This is a genomic window from Enhydrobacter aerosaccus (assembly GCF_900167455.1).
GTDB classification, from domain to species: Bacteria; Pseudomonadota; Alphaproteobacteria; order Reyranellales; family Reyranellaceae; genus Reyranella; species Reyranella aerosaccus.
The window spans coordinates 1,413,194-1,428,717 of the sequence record NZ_FUWJ01000001.1 but is presented as its reverse complement, the minus strand read 5'-3'; the positions used below and the strand labels follow the sequence as shown (position 1 = coordinate 1,428,717).

Here is a 15,524-nt window from a genome sequence, read left to right as displayed (position 1 = left end):
GTTATAAGGCAAGCGATGCTGGACAAGACTTACGACCCCAAGGAAATCGAGGCGCGCCGCTACCCCGAGTGGGAGCAGTCCGGCGCCTTCAAGGCGCATCCGGAATCGGCCAAGCCGCCCTATTGCATCGTCATCCCGCCGCCGAACGTGACCGGCAGCCTGCATATGGGCCATGCGCTCGACAATACGCTGCAGGACATCCTGATCCGGTGGCGCCGCATGAAGGGCGACGACGTGCTGTGGCAGCCGGGGACGGACCACGCCGGTATCGCCACCCAGATGGTCGTCGTGCGCAACCTCGAGCAGGAAGGGATCGGGCTTGCCATCGAAGGCGCAGACCGAGGCGACGGCAACCGCAAGCTCCTCAACCGCGAGGAATTCCTGGCCAAGGTCTGGGAGTGGAAGGCGTATTCCGGCGGCACGATCACCAGCCAGTTGAGGCGTCTCGGTGCTTCCTGCGACTGGAGCCGGGAACGCTTCACGATGGACGAGGGGCTTTCGCGGGCGGTCGTCAAGGTGTTCGTCGACCTTTACCGCCAAGGCTTGATCTACAAGGACAACCGGCTGGTCAATTGGGACCCCAAGATGCTGACCGCGATTTCCGACCTCGAGGTCGAATCGCGCGAGGTGAAGGGGCATCTCTGGTATTTCAAGTATCCGATCGAGAACAGCGACGAGCACATCGTCGTCGCCACGACCCGTCCCGAAACGATGCTCGGCGACACGGCCGTGGCCGTCCATCCCGACGATCCGAAGTGGAAACACCTGATCGGCAAGCACGTGATCCTGCCGCTCGTTGGCCGTCGCATCCCGATCGTCGGCGACGAGTATTCCGACCCGGAGAAGGGCTCGGGCGCGGTGAAGATCACGCCGGCGCACGATTTCAACGACTTCGAAGTGGGCCGCCGGCACAAGCTCGAAGCCATCTCGGTGCTCGACAAGTTCGCGCGCCTGAACGAGAACGCACCCGAGAAGTATCGTGGCCTCGATCGCTTCGAGGCGCGCAAGAAGATCGTCGCCGACATGGAGGAGCAGGGGCTTCTCGAGAAGATCGAGCCGCACACGCATGCCGTGCCCTATGGCGACCGCGGCGGCGTGCCTGTCGAGCCATTCCTGACCGAGCAATGGTATGCCGACGCGAAGAAGCTGGCCGAGGCGCCGATCGCTGCTGCCCGCGACGGGCGGGTGACGTTCGTGCCGGAGCGCGGGCGCGACGACTTCTTCCGCTGGATGGAGAACATCGAGCCCTGGTGCGTCTCGCGCCAGCTGTGGTGGGGCCACCAGATCCCGGCCTGGTACGGACCGGACCGCAAGGTCTTCGTTGCCGCGTCGGAAGGCGAGGCGAGGGCCGAGGCCCGCCAGCACTACGGCAAGGATGTGCCGCTGGAGCGCGATCCCGACGTCCTCGATACGTGGTTCAGCTCGGCGCTGTGGCCCTTCTCGACGCTGGGCTGGCCCGACGAGACCGAGGCGCTGAAGAAGTACTATCCGACATCGGTTCTGGTGACGGGGTGGGACATCCTGTTCTTCTGGGTGGCCCGCATGATGATGATGGGCATGCACTTCATGGGCGACGTGCCGTTCCGCACCGTCTACCTGCACGGCCTCGTCACCGACGAGAAGGGCCAGAAGATGTCGAAGTCCAAGGGGAACGTCATCGATCCCCTGGAACTGATCGACAAGTATGGCGCCGACGCACTGCGCTTCACCATGGCGTCGCTGGCCTCTTCGGCCGCCGGCCGTCTGCGCCTGGCAACGGCACGCGTCGAGGGATCGCGCAATTTCGCGACCAAGCTGTGGAACGCGACGCGCTTCGCCGAGATGAACGGCGCCGCATTGCCGGACGATTTCGATCTGCCTTCGGCAACGCTCACGGTGAACAAGTGGATGCTGGGCGAACTGGCGCGCGCCAACATCGCGGTCGACAAGGCGCTCGCGGATTTCCGGCTGAACGAAGCGGCCAACACGCTCTACGAGTTCATCTGGGGCGTGGTCTGCGACTGGTATGTCGAACTCACCAAGCCGGTCCTCCAGGGACCGGACGGCGCGGAAAAGGATGAGACCCGCGCCGTGACCGCCTACGTCCTGCGCGAAACGATCAAGCTCCTGCATCCGGTGATGCCCTTCATCACCGAGGAACTGTGGGACAAGCTCGGTCATCGAGAGAAACACGGCATGCTGATCGGCCAAGCCTGGCCGGCACCGACGGCGATCGATGCGGCCGCCGACGGCGAGATCAGCTGGCTGGTGAAACTGATTTCCGACATTCGCTCGGCGCGCGCGGAGCTGAACGTGCCGGCTGGCGCCAAGCTCAAGCTACTGGTGGTCGGCGCCGACGGCACGACCAAGCAGCGCTTGCAGGTCCACCAGGCCGCGATCGAGCGCCTGGCACGGGTCGACGGCATCGACGCGGCAGCGGAGGCCGCTCCCAAGGCCGCCCTGCAGATCGTGGTGGGCGAGGCGACCTATGCCTTGCCGGTCGGCGAGGTGATCGACCTCAAGGCCGAAAGCGTCCGCCTGCAGAAGGAAATCAAGAAGCTGGCCGACGAGGTCGGTAAGATCGACGCCAAGCTCGCCAATGCGGCCTTCGTGTCGCGTGCCCCTGAGGAGGTGGTCGAGGAACAGCGCGAGCGGCGCAGCCAGGCCGAGCAGACCCGGATCCGGTTGAGCGCCGCCCTCGAACGGCTGGCGACGTGAGAGAGGCGGTCCGTTTAATAAACGGAAATTAAACGGCGCGCTGAGAGCGGTTTCCATCTGGATCAACCGCTTAAGGCCATCTCCTGAACCACGAAAACGGCAACGGCCGAACGTCGAAATAAAGTATTGTTGGCCAAGGCATTAGAGGGCTTTGTTCACACATCGAGGAGGCTCCCTGCTGACGAGCCTCATTCTATGTCCTCCGGGCCGAGAGCCCGATTCCGGTCGCTTACGGCGGTCGGCGGTTCAGGACGCCTTGCGGAGATCGGGAACGTAGGGCCGGGATGTGAAGTGCTCCTCGTTATCGCCGCGCGCAAAGCGCAGTCCAGCCTCCCGGATCGCACCGTCGTCGACCTTGTCGAGCGGCACGAAATAGCGGTCGTCGGTCTTGAAGACCGTGTCGTTGTCGGTGCGGTTGTAACAGACCAGCAGGGTCCAGCGCCGCTTGGCGGAGCGATTGGCATCCGAGCGATGGATGGCATTGCAGTGGAAGATCAAGGCGTCGCCGGGCTCGAGCTCACCGTATTCGATCGGGCACCGCTCGAGAATGTACGGCATACGGCTGGGATCGACTTCGTTCTGAGTCGGCGAAAGGGGCGTGTGGTCGATGCGGCCAAGCTTGTGCGAGCCGGTCGCGATCTGCAGGCACCCGTTCTCGCGGGTCGTCCTGTCCAGCGCGATCATGACCGACAGCATGTCCGGTCGGAGGCAACCGTTGTAATACCAGTAGCCATAATCCTGGTGCCATTCCCAAGCCCCGCCGACCTCCGGTTCCTTGGCCGTCAGCTTGGACTGAAAGTGATAGACCGGACCGCCCAGCAAAGCCTCGGTCGTATCGACCATCCGGGCGCATCGCGCGGCCAGCCCGTAAACGCTGTCGCCAGCACGGTTCCAGAGTGCGATGCGGGTGGACCGGCCTTCGCTGTCGCGGCGATCGAGGATGGCACTGCGAACGGCCGGATCCTTCTCCATGGCCTCGGTCAGCAGCTTCACCTCATCCGGCGCGAACAGCCCTCGCGCATAGGTGAAGCCCTTGCTCTCGAATTCGGCCGCTTGCGCCGCACTTAGCATGTTCGCCATGCTTCCTCCCGTTCCTTTCGAGGAAGCTTGATCGGGGTGCGACACTTCGTAAAGCGCCAACGCCGCCGGCGCTCGATATTCGAAATTCAGCGTCGGCCGGCCGGCCGGCCCGCAAAGGCCGCCGGCAGACCTCACGCCTTTCCCTATCGGGGGACCTTATCGCTGGATCGCCCGAGCGCCTGGAGGCGTGACAGGCGGAGCGATCACGCAACCCTGGCCGTTCAGCCGGTCGCCCATGCTGTCGTACTTGAAGCCGTACTCGTCGGTGATGGCCACCGAATGCCCGCACGGCCCGCGCTCCATAGTGTCGCTGCCGTAGGCCTGCTGCTGGTAATTGGGGCCGACGCTCGAACCCATCGAGGAGGCCCCCATCGAGGTCCCCATGGTTTGGGCCTGGGCCACGCCCGCCATTCCGATCAATGCCGCAGTGCAAAGAAGCAAGCGTTTCATCGTGTCCTCCTGCTGAAACCTTCTTGCGCGCCAACGCGCTCGGCAGGCTCTAGTTGCCGGGTTCGCCAAACATCGCTTTTCAAGCACAAGATCGCCGGCTTGCTGTCAGCAGGCTGACAACGATTCCTATGCGGAACGAAAGACGTTCCGTCCATTCTCTTCCGCAACGATCACAGGCCGCCCCAGTTGCTCATGTGCGACCATGTCCGCCAGCACGCCCGGATCGTCAGGAGCCATCGCCACGAAGCGTTCATTGGTGCGGTCGAGGCGGCCGAATATGTAACCGCGTTCCGGGGCGTCCTTGCCGTAAGTGACGCAATAGGTCTCGATCACCGCGGCGCCCCTTGGCGTTGTGTCGACATGCTGCTTCGGGGCCTGATCCAGTTCTCCCTGGAATATCTTCGGATCTTGCCGTCGCCATGGACCTTCGACCGGGACAGTGGAGTAGAGGCCGGCCGAATGCTTGGTGAGGTACATCCCGTTCGCCGTCACCATGCCGAATGCCCCCGGCTTTCGGCGCACGACATTCATCATTTCGGCGATCGAGTGCGTGACGTAATTGTTGCCCGGCCCGCCGAAGAAGGGGAGGCCGCCCGTGACGCTGATCGGCCGTGGATCGTCGTCGTCGATACCGATCTCCTTCATGGCGACCTCGACCGCTGAGGGAAAGCAGCTATAGAGATCGAAGGCGGCAACGTCCGAGAGCTTCTTGCCGGCCATGTCGAGCGCAATGCGGGCACAGCCGCGAATGGCTGGCGAGGCATCGAGACGATCGCGTTCCGATACGACCCAGGTATCGGTGCCATCGGCGCAACCGTGCAAGTATACCCACTTCTCCTGCGGGATGCCCCATTCGCGCGCCTTCCCGACCGATGTCATCAGGACCGCCGCGGCCTGGTCGATCATGGCGTTGGCATTCATCAGCCGGGGATAGGGAAAGCAGATCCAGCGATTGTCGTCGGAGATGGTCGAAAGGGTGTCGGCACTGTAACCCTTGCGGCGTGTCGCAAGCGGATTGTCCTTGGCGACGGCCGCAAGTCGCGCAAACAGCTTTCCCATCGCCGTCAGATGGGTCGACACGTCGCGCTTCAGTCCCGCGCGTATGGCGTTCTCCAGAAGCGGATAGAAATGAATGGCAGCGCGCAGGTCGTGGCGGGCTTCCTCGGCACTGAAGCCGAAGCGGTTGTCGCCGATACGTTTCGGCTCGCCGCCGGGGGCCTCGTTCCAGTCGATGTCGAGGCCGGCCTTCCGCGCGTTCTGGGTGCTTCGCAGCAACTCGGCCCCGCAGATCACGGCCACGTCCGTCTCGCCCCTGGCGATCTCCTCGGCGAATCGGTTGACGAGATATTGCGGCATGTTCCCGCCGGAATGGCTGTACAGCAATTGCCGCGGATCTGCGCCCAACCGGTTGGCGACGCTTTTCGGCGGATTGCTCGATCGTCCGAACGGCGAGGCGAAGCGCGGGCTGATGTCGCTGAAGAACTCCATGACCGCGAGGGCCTCGACCTTGCGGCCCAGTGCGTCGGCGCCGATCGACGGGTTCGCGTCAGCCAGAGCGGCGCGCACCGCTTCGGCACAAAAGGCCACGCGCGAGCGCTCACTCGAAGGCGTGCCCGTCGTATCGGTGATCTGTCCGCCACCGACGAGAATCGGAGTGCGTGGATCGATCATTTCGTTGCCCCGGTCGTCAGGGCGGTGATCTCGGCAGGACTGAATCCGGCTTCGCGCAGAACGCTCTCCGTATGCTCGCCAAGACTTGCGACCCTCGGCCCGCTCTGCAGCGGTGAAGCGGAGAAGCGAAAGGGCGGTGCGGGAGACTTGAAAGCGCCGGCGCTGTCTTCGATCGTGCACAGCGATCCGCGATGAGTGACCTGCGGGTCCTGCAGCGCCTCGGTCACGGTGACATAGGGTGAGCAGGGGACGCCGTGCTTCTCGAGGGCGGCCACGACCTCCCTCACGGACAGCGTCTTGGACCATTCCTCCAGTTCGTCGATCAGCAGGCCCCAGTTCATGCGGCGGTCGGCATACTTCTCGAAACGGGGATCAGTCAGCCAGTCGCGGCGGCCGGCGGCGGTGGCCATGTCCTGGAATGTCCGCTCGCTGGCCGTGGCCAGCATCACATAACCATCCTTGGCTTCGATCGGGCCATACATCGGCCGTGCCGGCATCTCGTAATCGAACTGCGCGCGGTTCACCTCTCCCAGCAACATGCCGACCAGAGATTCGAACATCGACACATCCACCATCTGGCCTCTGCCGGTGACGTGGCGTTGATGCAGTGCTGCCAGGATGGCGCCGAGCGCATAGGCACCGCTGGCATAATCGGCGACGAAGATGCCGCAATTGTCGGGGCGCTCGCGGCCTTGCTGATAGCCGAGATGGGCCATGTCGTAACCCGTTGCCGCATGGATCACCGGCGCATAGGCCGGCCGGCCAGCACCAGGGCCGGTTTGGCCGTAGCCGGATATGGCGCCGTAAATGAGCCGCGGATTGATCCGGGCCAGTTCCGGATAATCGAGGCCCAGCCGCTTCATCACACCGGGACGGTAATTCTCGAGGACGATGTCGACGTCCTTCACCAATTTTTTAACGGCGTCGATCGCTTCCGGCCGCTTGAGGTCGAGCACGATGGAACGCTTACCCGCATTGAGCTGGCCATACATCGTACCGGCACCCTTGCGTTGCACCGGCCGGCTGCGCATCAGGTCGCCTTCGGGCGATTCGATCTTGATGACGTCGGCGCCCATATCGGCCAACAGGCGGCCGCAATGTGGCCCGGCGATCGTGGTCGAAAAATCGAGAACGCGCAGGCCGGTCAGAGGTCGAGGCATTTGGTCGGTCATTGGCATCACCGGACAATGAGGATGAGGACGACACCGCCCACGACCAGCGCGCTGCCGATCCATTCGCCGACCGAGGGACGTTCCTTGAGGACGAGGTGTGAGGCGATGAAGGTGAAGACGAGCTCGATCTGGCCGACCGCGCGCACCAGGGCGGCGTTCTCCAGGGTCATGGCGAGGGCCCAGCCGGCCGAGCCGAGGACGCTGAAGATCCCGACCCAGATCGACGATCGCCAGTTGACCCAGACCTTGCCGAGCTGGGGCCGGTCACGGATGGAAAGGTAAACCGCCATGATCACGATCTGGATCGTGTTCATGCAGGCCAGCACCGTGATGCCGCGCACCATGAAGTCGCCGCTGTATTCGTGCTTGGAGGCTTCGCGGATCGTGCCGGCGGCGATGGCGAAGAACAGGCCGGAAAGGATGCCGTAGACGGCGCCCTTGTGGGTGAGGTCGGCCAACACCGAACGGATGTTCGCGAACGAGCCGCGCACCGACAGGATTGCCACGCCGCACAGGCACACCAGGATGCCGATCCAGGCGCCGAATTTGAGGGGTTCGGAGGCAATGAAGGTGGCATAAAGCGCGACGAACAGGGTCTCCGTCTTGGAATAGACCGTGCCGACGGCGTAGTTGCGCAGCGAAAAAGAGTGGATCATCAGCGAGGTCGCGACGATCTGCGCCACGCCGGCGAGCGTCACCAGGCCGAAAAAGGTGGCGGAAAGAGCGGGGACCTCGCGGCCGGTTCCGAACACCAGGAAGGCCAGCATGCCGAGGGCGAGCGGTGCGCCATAGAGATACCGGACGAAGTTCGCGCCATCGACACTCAACACATGGCGGATCTTCTGCTGCATCGTCGTGCGGATGTTCTGGAACAGCGCAGCGGCAATGGTGATCGATATCCAGAGCGGCACGTTTCCCCCTTGTTGCGGGCGCAGTGTATGGGCTGTTTTTGCGGTCGTCTCCCGTCCAGTTTTCCGCGATGCAGGCTTCGGAAGGTCCTCGGGACTGCCGACTGCAGCGGAAGCCGGCGACCCATTGAGCCTAGGAATCAAGGGCGAGCCCGAGTAATGTCCGGCCGACTTTCACTCGATAGGGGCGGAGACCCGCGCGCGATGGCCAAGAAGAAGCAACCCAAGCTGCATCCCAACCCGACACTGGACAAGTCGAAGCTGCCGAGCCGCTACACCACGGTCGGCCCGGAACGGGCGCCCCATCGCTCCTACCTCTATGCCATGGGCCTCAACGAGAAGCAGATCAACCAGCCCATCGTGGGCGTTGCGACCTGCTGGAACGAGGCCGCGCCCTGCAACATCGCCCTGAACCGCCAGGCCCAGGCCGTGAAGGTTGGCGTCGATCGCGGCGGCGGAACGCCGCGCGAGTTCACGACCATCACTGTGACCGATGGCATCGCCATGGGGCATCAGGGCATGAAGTCCTCGCTGGCCAGCCGCGATCTCATTGCCGACTCGGTCGAGTTGACGATGCGCGGCCATTGCTATGACGCCATGGTCACGCTCGCCGGCTGCGACAAGTCGCTGCCGGGCATGATGATGGCGATGCTGCGTCTCAACGTGCCATCGGTCTTCATGTATGGCGGCTCGATCCTGCCCGGCAAGTTCCGGGGCAAGGACGTCACCGTGGTCGACGTCTTCGAGGGCGTGGGCATGCATGCCGCCGGCAAATTCTCGGACGGCGACCTGCACGAGCTCGAATGCGCGGCGTGTCCGTCGGCGGGCTCCTGCGGTGGCCAGTTCACGGCCAACACCATGGCCTGCGTCTCCGAGGCGATCGGCCTCGCGCTGCCGGGCTCGGCCGGCGCACCCGCGCCCTACGAGACCCGCGACCAATATGCCGAAGCCTCGGGCGAGGCGGCCATGAACCTCCTGCGGCTGGGGATCCGTCCGCGCGATATCGCCACCCGGGAGGCGTTCGAGAACGCCGCCACCGTCGTTGCCGCCACGGGCGGCTCGACCAACGCGGCCCTGCATCTCCCGGCCATGGCCCATGAATGCGGTATCAAGTTCGACCTGCACGATGTGGCCAAGATCTTCAAGCGGACGCCGTACATCGCCGACCTGAAGCCGGGCGGAAAGTATGTGGCGCTGGACCTGTTCCAGGTCGGCGGCATCCCCGTCGTCATCAAGGAACTGCTCGACGCTGGCCTGCTGCATGGCGACGCGCTCACGGTCACCGGCAAGACGCTGGCTGAGAACCACAAGTCCGTGAAGTTCCCCAAGGACCAGGACGTCATTTACCGCGTCAAGGACTGCATCACCCCGACCGGCGGCGTGGTCGGCCTCAAGGGCAACCTGGCTCCCGATGGTGCCATCGTGAAGGTGGCCGGCATGCAGCGCCTCGTCTTCACCGGCCCGGCCCGCTGCTTCGATTCCGAAGAAGCGGCCTTCGATGCGGTGGTGAAGGGCAAGTTCAAGGAAGGCGAGGTGATCGTCATCCGCTACGAGGGCCCCAAGGGCGGCCCGGGCATGCGGGAGATGCTGTCGACCACGGCGGCGCTCTATGGTCTCGGCGTCGGTGAGAAGGTGGCCCTCATCACCGACGGCCGCTTCTCCGGTGGTACGCGTGGCTTCTGTGTCGGTCATGTCGGCCCCGAAGCGCAGGTCGGCGGACCGATCGGGCTGCTGAAGAACGGCGACATGATCACCATCGACGCGGTCAAGGGTCGGCTGTCGGTCGATCTTTCGGAGCGCGAGCTTGCCAAGCGACGCAAGGCCTGGAAGCCGCGCAAGAACGGCTACACGTCGGGCGCGCTCTGGAAATACGCCGAACTCGTCGGTCCGGCCGTCACGGGTGCGGTCACGCATCCCGGCGCCAAGAAGGAAAGCCACGTCTTCGCCGATATCTGAGATCGGCCCGATCCCGGCTTGCAGCGGGCGCGCCCTTGCGGCGCGTTCCGCGCGATCGACCGGCTAACGCTCGGCCAGGGCGAGCTTGGCGCCAAGGGCGACAAAGGCGGCAGCAAAGCTCCGCCGCATCCAGGTGAGGATGCGAGGACGGGAAACGACATGGCGCCGGATCGCTGAAGCGAACAGCCCATAGCCAACGAAGACGACGAATGTCAGCAGCATGAAGATGCTGCTGAGCAGGAGCATGTGCGGCAGCGGATGCAGCTCGTCCGCCTGCACGAACTGCGGCAGGAAGGCGAAGAAGAAGATCGAGAGTTTGGGATTGAGGAGGTTCAGCAGGACTGCCTCGACAATCACCTGCAGGCTGGACCGCGCCTTGACGTCGTTCTCGACCTTGAGCGCCCCGTGTTCCTGGAGCGTCATCCAGGCCATGTAGAGCAGATAGGCGACGCCGAGGTATTTCAGGGTCTGGAAGGCCAGCGCGCTCGTATGCAACAACGCCGCCAGACCCAGGATCGCCGCCGCCATGTGCGGCAGGATCCCCAATGTGCAGCCGAAAGCCGCGACGATGCTCGACTTCGGACCGCGCGATAGACCGGCCGCCAGCGTGTAGAGAACGCCAGTCCCAGGCGAGATGACGACGATCAGGGTCGTAATCAGAAAGTCGGCACTCATTCGTCCTCCCTAGAGATCGGCCCCCACGGCCTGGGCCACCGAGGCGAAGCCATCGCGGGCGAGCAGACCCGCCAGTTCATCCTTGATCCGCCGCACCAGCGGCGGGCCCTCGTAGACCAGAGCCGAGTAGAGTTGGACCAGGGTCGCGCCGGCGCGGATCTTGGCATAGGCGTCGGCGCCCGAGCCAATGCCGCCGCACCCGATCAAGGGAAACTGGCGCTCTACGCGCCGTGCGGTGCGGCGCAGGACGTCGGTCGACAGGGCCAGGAGGGGGGCGCCGGAAAGTCCTCCAGTCTCTTCACGTCGGCTCGAGGTCAGGGAAGCGGGCCGCGACAGTGTGGTATTGCCGACAATGATTCCGTCCATGCGCAGGTCGCGGCAGACACTGACGATGTCGTCGAGGTCGTCGTCCGTCGCATCCGGGGCGATCTTCACCAGAAGCGGAACGGCGCTGCCGGTGATCGCATCCTGGACGCGCTTGAGCAGGTCCGCGAGTTGGGATCGCCCCTGGAGATTGCGTAGGCCGGGTGTATTGGGCGAGGAGACGTTGCAGACCAGATAATCGGCATAAGGGGCGAGGGCTCGGCTACAGGCCACATAGTCCGCGGCACGATCCGCACTGTCCTTGTTGGCGCCGACATTGACGCCGACGAAGCCTTGGCGTTTGCGCTCGCGCAGGCGGGCCAGGACCGCATCGAGCCCTTCGCCCGGAAAGCCCATGCGATTGATGACGCCACGGTCCTCGCGAAGCCGGAAGACCCGAGGCCGAGGATTGCCCGCCTGCGGCCTGGGCGTCACGCTGCCGATCTCGACCAGGCCGAACCCCATCGCCAACGCCGCGTCGGGGACTTCGGCATTCTTGTCGAAGCCCGCCGCCAGGCCGACCGGATTGCCGAGCCGGCGTCCCCATAGATCCAAGGCCAGGCTTGGCGGGTCCGGACGACGGTCCGCCGGCAGGAGACCGGATTTCAGACCGGCAATGCCAATGCCGTGCGCGGTCTCGGCATCGAGGCGGGAGAGGAACAGATCGGCGAAAGCGTACCAGACGGCCATGGCCGTCTGGTTAGCAGAGATGTCCTGTGGAGCGCTTCACCCGCCGAAGCTGCCGTGACCGTGCTGCCGCATGAGATAGGGGGAGCGGTCGAACACGACGTTGAACAGGTCCTTCATCAGGTCGTTCATTCCCTGGTCGTCGGGCGCCGAGGACGCCACTCGGCCGGTGACCTCCGACAGGGCGAGATCGTTGCGGCAGTAGACGGCATAGACGTAGATCTTGCCCGGCACCGCCGGCTGGAAGCGGCTGGCGCCATTGCAGACGGCCCCCGACCCCAGATCGTTGGCCGGGTTGAACACCAGCACGAGGCGATAATCCGGATGCGGCGGCTCGACCGGAACGTCGTAGGTGAAGGTGAGGTTCGGCGGCGGCTTGTTCAGCTGCATGACCGGCAGGAGGCGCCGGGCAACCTCGCTCATCTCCATATTGGGATAGGGATTGCCCAGCAGCACGACACGGAAGGTCTTGTTGTCCGTCGCCGCGAAGAAGTCGCGGTAGTCGTACTGGATGGCATATTGGGAACCGCCCAGGATTGCGGCACTGGCAACGACGGGAAAACCCAGCGCCAGAGCAATGGCGGCGGCAACTTTCTTGATCGCGCGCATCGGAACGTCCTTCCGTGGAACCGGTACAAACACTAGGCTCGCCCGGCTCGGTCATCACGTCACGATTTCGCGCGTGGCATGTAAGCCGGCCGTAAGCCGCTACACATCAAGATCGCGAGCAAATTTGGCATTTTCCTGAATGAAGGCATAGCGCTTCTCGGGCTTGCGCCCCATCAGGTTCTCGACCAGCGTCCGCGTCTGCATTTCCTCCCGGCGCTGGTCCACATCCGCAGCCGTCGGCACGTCGATCTTGAGAAGCGTTCGCTTGGTGACATCCATCGTGGTCTCGCGCAGATGGACGGACTGCATCTCGCCCAAGCCCTTGAAACGCGTGATCTCGATCTTTCCGCCACCGAAAACATCACGGACCAGCTCGTCCTTATGAGCTTCATCCCGCGCATATTCCGTGCGGCCGCCCTTGCTGAGGCGGAACAGTGGCGGCTGGGCCAGGAACAGATGGCCGTTCTCGATCAGCTTGGGCATCTCGCGGTAGAAGAACGTCATCAGGAGAGAGGCGATGTGGGCGCCGTCGACGTCGGCGTCGGTCATGATGATGACCCTCTCGTAGCGCAGCCTTTCCTCGTTGTAGTTGGCACCGGTACCGCAGCCCAGCGCCTGGATCAGATCCTGGACTTCCTGGTTCTCGCGCAGCTTGTCGGCGCTGGCGCTGGCCACGTTCAGGATCTTGCCGCGCAAAGGCAGGATGGCCTGGGTTTCGCGATTGCGGGCGGCTTTGGCCGAGCCGCCGGCCGAATCGCCCTCGACCAGGAAAATCTCGGTGCCGTCGGCCGCCGTATTGCTGCAGTCGGCCAGCTTGCCGGGCAGGCGGAGCTTGCGGGTCGCGGTCTTGCGCTGCTGTTCGCGATCCTGCCGACGGCGCAGCCGTTCCTCGGCCTTGGCTATGACGTGCTCGAGCAGGACATTGCCCGCTTCCTTGTCGCCGACCAGCCAGTGCTCGAAATTGTCGCCGATGATCGTTTCCACCAGCTTGGTGGCCTCGACGCTGACCAGCTTCTCCTTGGTTTGACCCTGGAACTGCGGCTGCTCGATGAAGACCGAGACCAGGGCGGCGGCGCCGTCCATCACATCGTCGGCGGTGATTGTCGAGCCCTTGCGGTTGCCGGTGAGCTCGGCATAGCGCTTGAGGCCGCGCACGAGGGCGCTGCGGAAACCCGATTCGTGCGTGCCGCCGTCCGAGGTCGGCACGGTGTTGCAGTAGGAGCGGACGAAGCCTTCCTCGTCATTGGGCCACCACACGGCCCATTCGACCTTGCCACCAGCCGTGCCGTTGCTCTCGCTCTTGGCCTCGCCGGCGAATGGCTGCGGCACGACCGTCGGCCGCTGGCCGATCTCGGAGATCAAGTAGTCCTTGAGACCGCCTTCGAAGTGGAACGATTCCTCTTCGGGAATCGATCCGTCCTTGGGTAGCAGGCTCTTGTCACAGCGCCAACGGATCTCGACGCCGCGGAACAAATAGGCCTTCGAGCGCGCCATCCGGTAGAGGCGTTCGGGCTGGAACTGGATCTTGCCGAAGATCTCCGGATCGGGACGGAAGGTGACCGTCGTACCGCGCCGGTTGGGAGCGGGCCCGGCGGACTTCAGCTTCGAAGTCGGTTTGCCGCGAGAGAAGGTCTGGACCCAGGACTGCCGGTCGCGCGCCACCTCGACGACGAGTTCGTCGGACAGCGCATTCACGACCGAGGCGCCGACGCCGTGCAGACCGCCCGAGGTCGCGTAGACCTTGCTGTTGAACTTGCCGCCGGAGTGCAGGGTCGTGAGGATCACCTCCAGGGCAGACTTGTTCTTGAACTTGGGATGCGGGTCGACGGGCATGCCGCGGCCGTTGTCGCGGATTGTGACCTTGTTGCCTGCCAGCACCTCGAGGTGGATCGTGTCGGCGTGGCCCGCCACGGCCTCGTCCATGGCATTGTCGAGTACCTCGGCGACAAGATGATGCATGGCCCGTTCATCGGTGCCGCCGATGTACATGCCGGGGCGCTTGCGGACAGGCTCCAGCCCCTCCAGCACCTCGATGTCACGTGCCGTGTAGGACGTGTCCTTGCCTGCGGCACGCTTGCCGCTGCCCGATCGTTCGAACAGGTCGCCGTTTTTCGCCATGCTGCTTCTTGTCATTCTGCGGTCGCGCGAGGGGATCGCCGGTGACCGCGCCGTCATCGATATGGTAGGAAACCGGCCGGAAAGCAACAACATCCGGCAGGACCAAAATGCCCGAAAGCCCGCGCGATCCAATCGTCAGGACCGTGCCGCAGCCGGCGGATATGAACGGCAATGGTGATATTTTCGGCGGCTGGGTGCTGTCGCAGATGGACGTGGCCGGAGGGGCCCTGGCGGCCCGGGTCGCCAAGGGGCGGGTGGCCACGGTGGCGATTGCCGCGATGACTTTCGTGCAGCCGATCAAGGTGGGCGACATGGTGTCGATCTACGGTAAAGTCGCCAAGATCGGCCGAACCTCGATCACCATCGACCTCGAAACCATGGTCCAGCGCCGTCACGATGCCGCGGAAATCCAGGTCACGCACGGCACCTTCGTCTTCGTGGCCATTGACGACGACGGCCGGCCGCGTCCGGTGCCGCAATGACACTCAGGACACTTCTCCTCGCGGTGATCGCGCTGCTTCTGCCGATGGCCGCCTCGGCCCATCCGCACATCTGGATGCTGCAGCGGGTGAAGCCGATCGTCACCGACGGAAAATTCACCGCCGTGGAGATCGAATGGCGATTCGATCCGACCTCGAGCGAAAACGAGATTGCCGTCATCGACGAGAACAAGGACGGACGGTTTTCTCCGGACGAGGTGAAGCGTCTCGCCGATGACACGCTCCAGGCCCTGGAAAAGAGCGGCTTCATGACGTGGCTCAACGTCGGGGGGAAGGACTTCCAGCCGAAGAAGGAAGAGCTGTTCGACGCCCGCATCGAGGATCCCGCGACCTTCGCGCCAGCGGAGTGGGATCGGACGGCGGGAGACAAGGATACCGCGACCTCCAAGCCGGAAGCGCAGAAGGTGCCGCCGCAGAAGCCGCGAAACCTAGTCTATACGATCCGTCTCGCACTTCCCCAGCCGGTGAAAGCATTCACGATAACGACATACGACCCGGAGGATTTCATCCGCGTCGATGTCGGCAAGGGCAAGCTGCCCCAGGATTGCAAGCTCGGGAAACATCCGAGCTACAAGTCGGAATTCATCCCGGGCCAGCCGGTCTTCGCCGACACGGTCTCTTGTAAGCTTCCCTAGCAG

The 15,524-nt window shown here is 64.1% G+C and carries 13 protein-coding genes; 4 read left to right on the top strand and 9 right to left on the bottom strand.

Translation table 11 applies throughout. The features are described 5' to 3' along the window. Nucleotides 1-15 precede the first annotated feature (15 nt). The gene (locus B5D62_RS06695; RefSeq protein ID WP_085932992.1) at nt 16-2,697 is read left to right on the top strand and encodes a valine--tRNA ligase; all 2,682 of its coding nucleotides are present in this window, start codon (nt 16-18) and stop codon (nt 2,695-2,697) included. 246 nt (nt 2,698-2,943) lie between these two features. Here B5D62_RS06695 and B5D62_RS06690 read toward each other — a convergent pair whose 3' ends face one another. From B5D62_RS06690 to B5D62_RS06670, 5 genes are all read right to left on the bottom strand, one after another. Continuing rightward, nucleotides 2,944-3,777, bottom strand: a complete 834-nt coding sequence (locus B5D62_RS06690) for a phytanoyl-CoA dioxygenase family protein (RefSeq protein WP_085932991.1) — start codon at nt 3,775-3,777, stop codon at nt 2,944-2,946. Nucleotides 3,778-3,933: 156 nt separating this feature from the next. After that, on the bottom strand, nt 3,934-4,227 hold the full coding sequence (locus B5D62_RS06685) for a hypothetical protein (RefSeq protein ID WP_085932990.1): 294 nt from the start codon (nt 4,225-4,227) through the stop codon (nt 3,934-3,936). Between the two features lie 126 nt (nt 4,228-4,353). Further along, nucleotides 4,354-5,898 (bottom strand): acetyl-CoA acetyltransferase, encoded by a 1,545-nt coding sequence (locus B5D62_RS06680; protein ID WP_085932989.1) that lies wholly within the window; start codon nt 5,896-5,898, stop codon nt 4,354-4,356. Beyond that, nucleotides 5,895-7,076 (bottom strand): CaiB/BaiF CoA transferase family protein, encoded by a 1,182-nt coding sequence (locus B5D62_RS06675; RefSeq protein ID WP_085932988.1) that lies wholly within the window; start codon nt 7,074-7,076, stop codon nt 5,895-5,897. The genes B5D62_RS06680 and B5D62_RS06675 overlap by 4 nt, the downstream gene beginning before the upstream one ends. Beyond that, the gene (locus B5D62_RS06670) at nt 7,076-7,981 is read right to left on the bottom strand and encodes a DMT family transporter (RefSeq protein WP_170920807.1); all 906 of its coding nucleotides are present in this window, start codon (nt 7,979-7,981) and stop codon (nt 7,076-7,078) included. The genes B5D62_RS06675 and B5D62_RS06670 overlap by 1 nt, the downstream gene beginning before the upstream one ends. A gap of 201 nt (nt 7,982-8,182) precedes the next feature. Here B5D62_RS06670 and ilvD point away from each other — a divergent pair, with 201 nt between their 5' ends. Further along, nucleotides 8,183-9,934, top strand: coding sequence for a dihydroxy-acid dehydratase (gene ilvD, locus B5D62_RS06665; protein WP_085932986.1), 1,752 nt, complete (start codon nt 8,183-8,185; stop codon nt 9,932-9,934). A 63-nt stretch (nt 9,935-9,997) separates the two neighbouring features. On the opposite strand, the gene B5D62_RS06660 is transcribed toward ilvD, so the two are convergent. From B5D62_RS06660 to parE, 4 genes are all read right to left on the bottom strand, one after another. Further along, entirely contained in the window at nt 9,998-10,609 is a 612-nt protein-coding gene (locus tag B5D62_RS06660) for a LysE family translocator (protein WP_085932985.1), read from the bottom strand. Between the two features lie 9 nt (nt 10,610-10,618). Next, nucleotides 10,619-11,662 carry a quinone-dependent dihydroorotate dehydrogenase gene (locus B5D62_RS06655; RefSeq protein WP_085932984.1) on the bottom strand — a complete coding sequence of 348 codons (1,044 nt, stop codon included), beginning with the start codon at nt 11,660-11,662 and terminating at the stop codon, nt 10,619-10,621. A gap of 36 nt (nt 11,663-11,698) precedes the next feature. Continuing rightward, entirely contained in the window at nt 11,699-12,268 is a 570-nt protein-coding gene (locus tag B5D62_RS06650) for a hypothetical protein (RefSeq protein ID WP_085932983.1), read from the bottom strand. A 99-nt stretch (nt 12,269-12,367) separates the two neighbouring features. Further along, nucleotides 12,368-14,386, bottom strand: a complete 2,019-nt coding sequence (gene parE / locus B5D62_RS06645; RefSeq protein WP_085932982.1) for a DNA topoisomerase IV subunit B — start codon at nt 14,384-14,386, stop codon at nt 12,368-12,370. Between the two features lie 107 nt (nt 14,387-14,493). Between parE and B5D62_RS06640 the strand changes: the two genes are divergently transcribed. Both B5D62_RS06640 and B5D62_RS06635 read left to right on the top strand, forming a co-directional pair. Beyond that, the gene (locus B5D62_RS06640) at nt 14,494-14,868 is read left to right on the top strand and encodes an acyl-CoA thioesterase (RefSeq protein WP_085932981.1); all 375 of its coding nucleotides are present in this window, start codon (nt 14,494-14,496) and stop codon (nt 14,866-14,868) included. Continuing rightward, the gene (locus tag B5D62_RS06635; protein WP_085932980.1) at nt 14,865-15,521 is read left to right on the top strand and encodes a DUF1007 family protein; all 657 of its coding nucleotides are present in this window, start codon (nt 14,865-14,867) and stop codon (nt 15,519-15,521) included. Before B5D62_RS06640 ends, B5D62_RS06635 begins: the two co-directional genes overlap by 4 nt. Nucleotides 15,522-15,524: the final 3 nt, after the last annotated feature.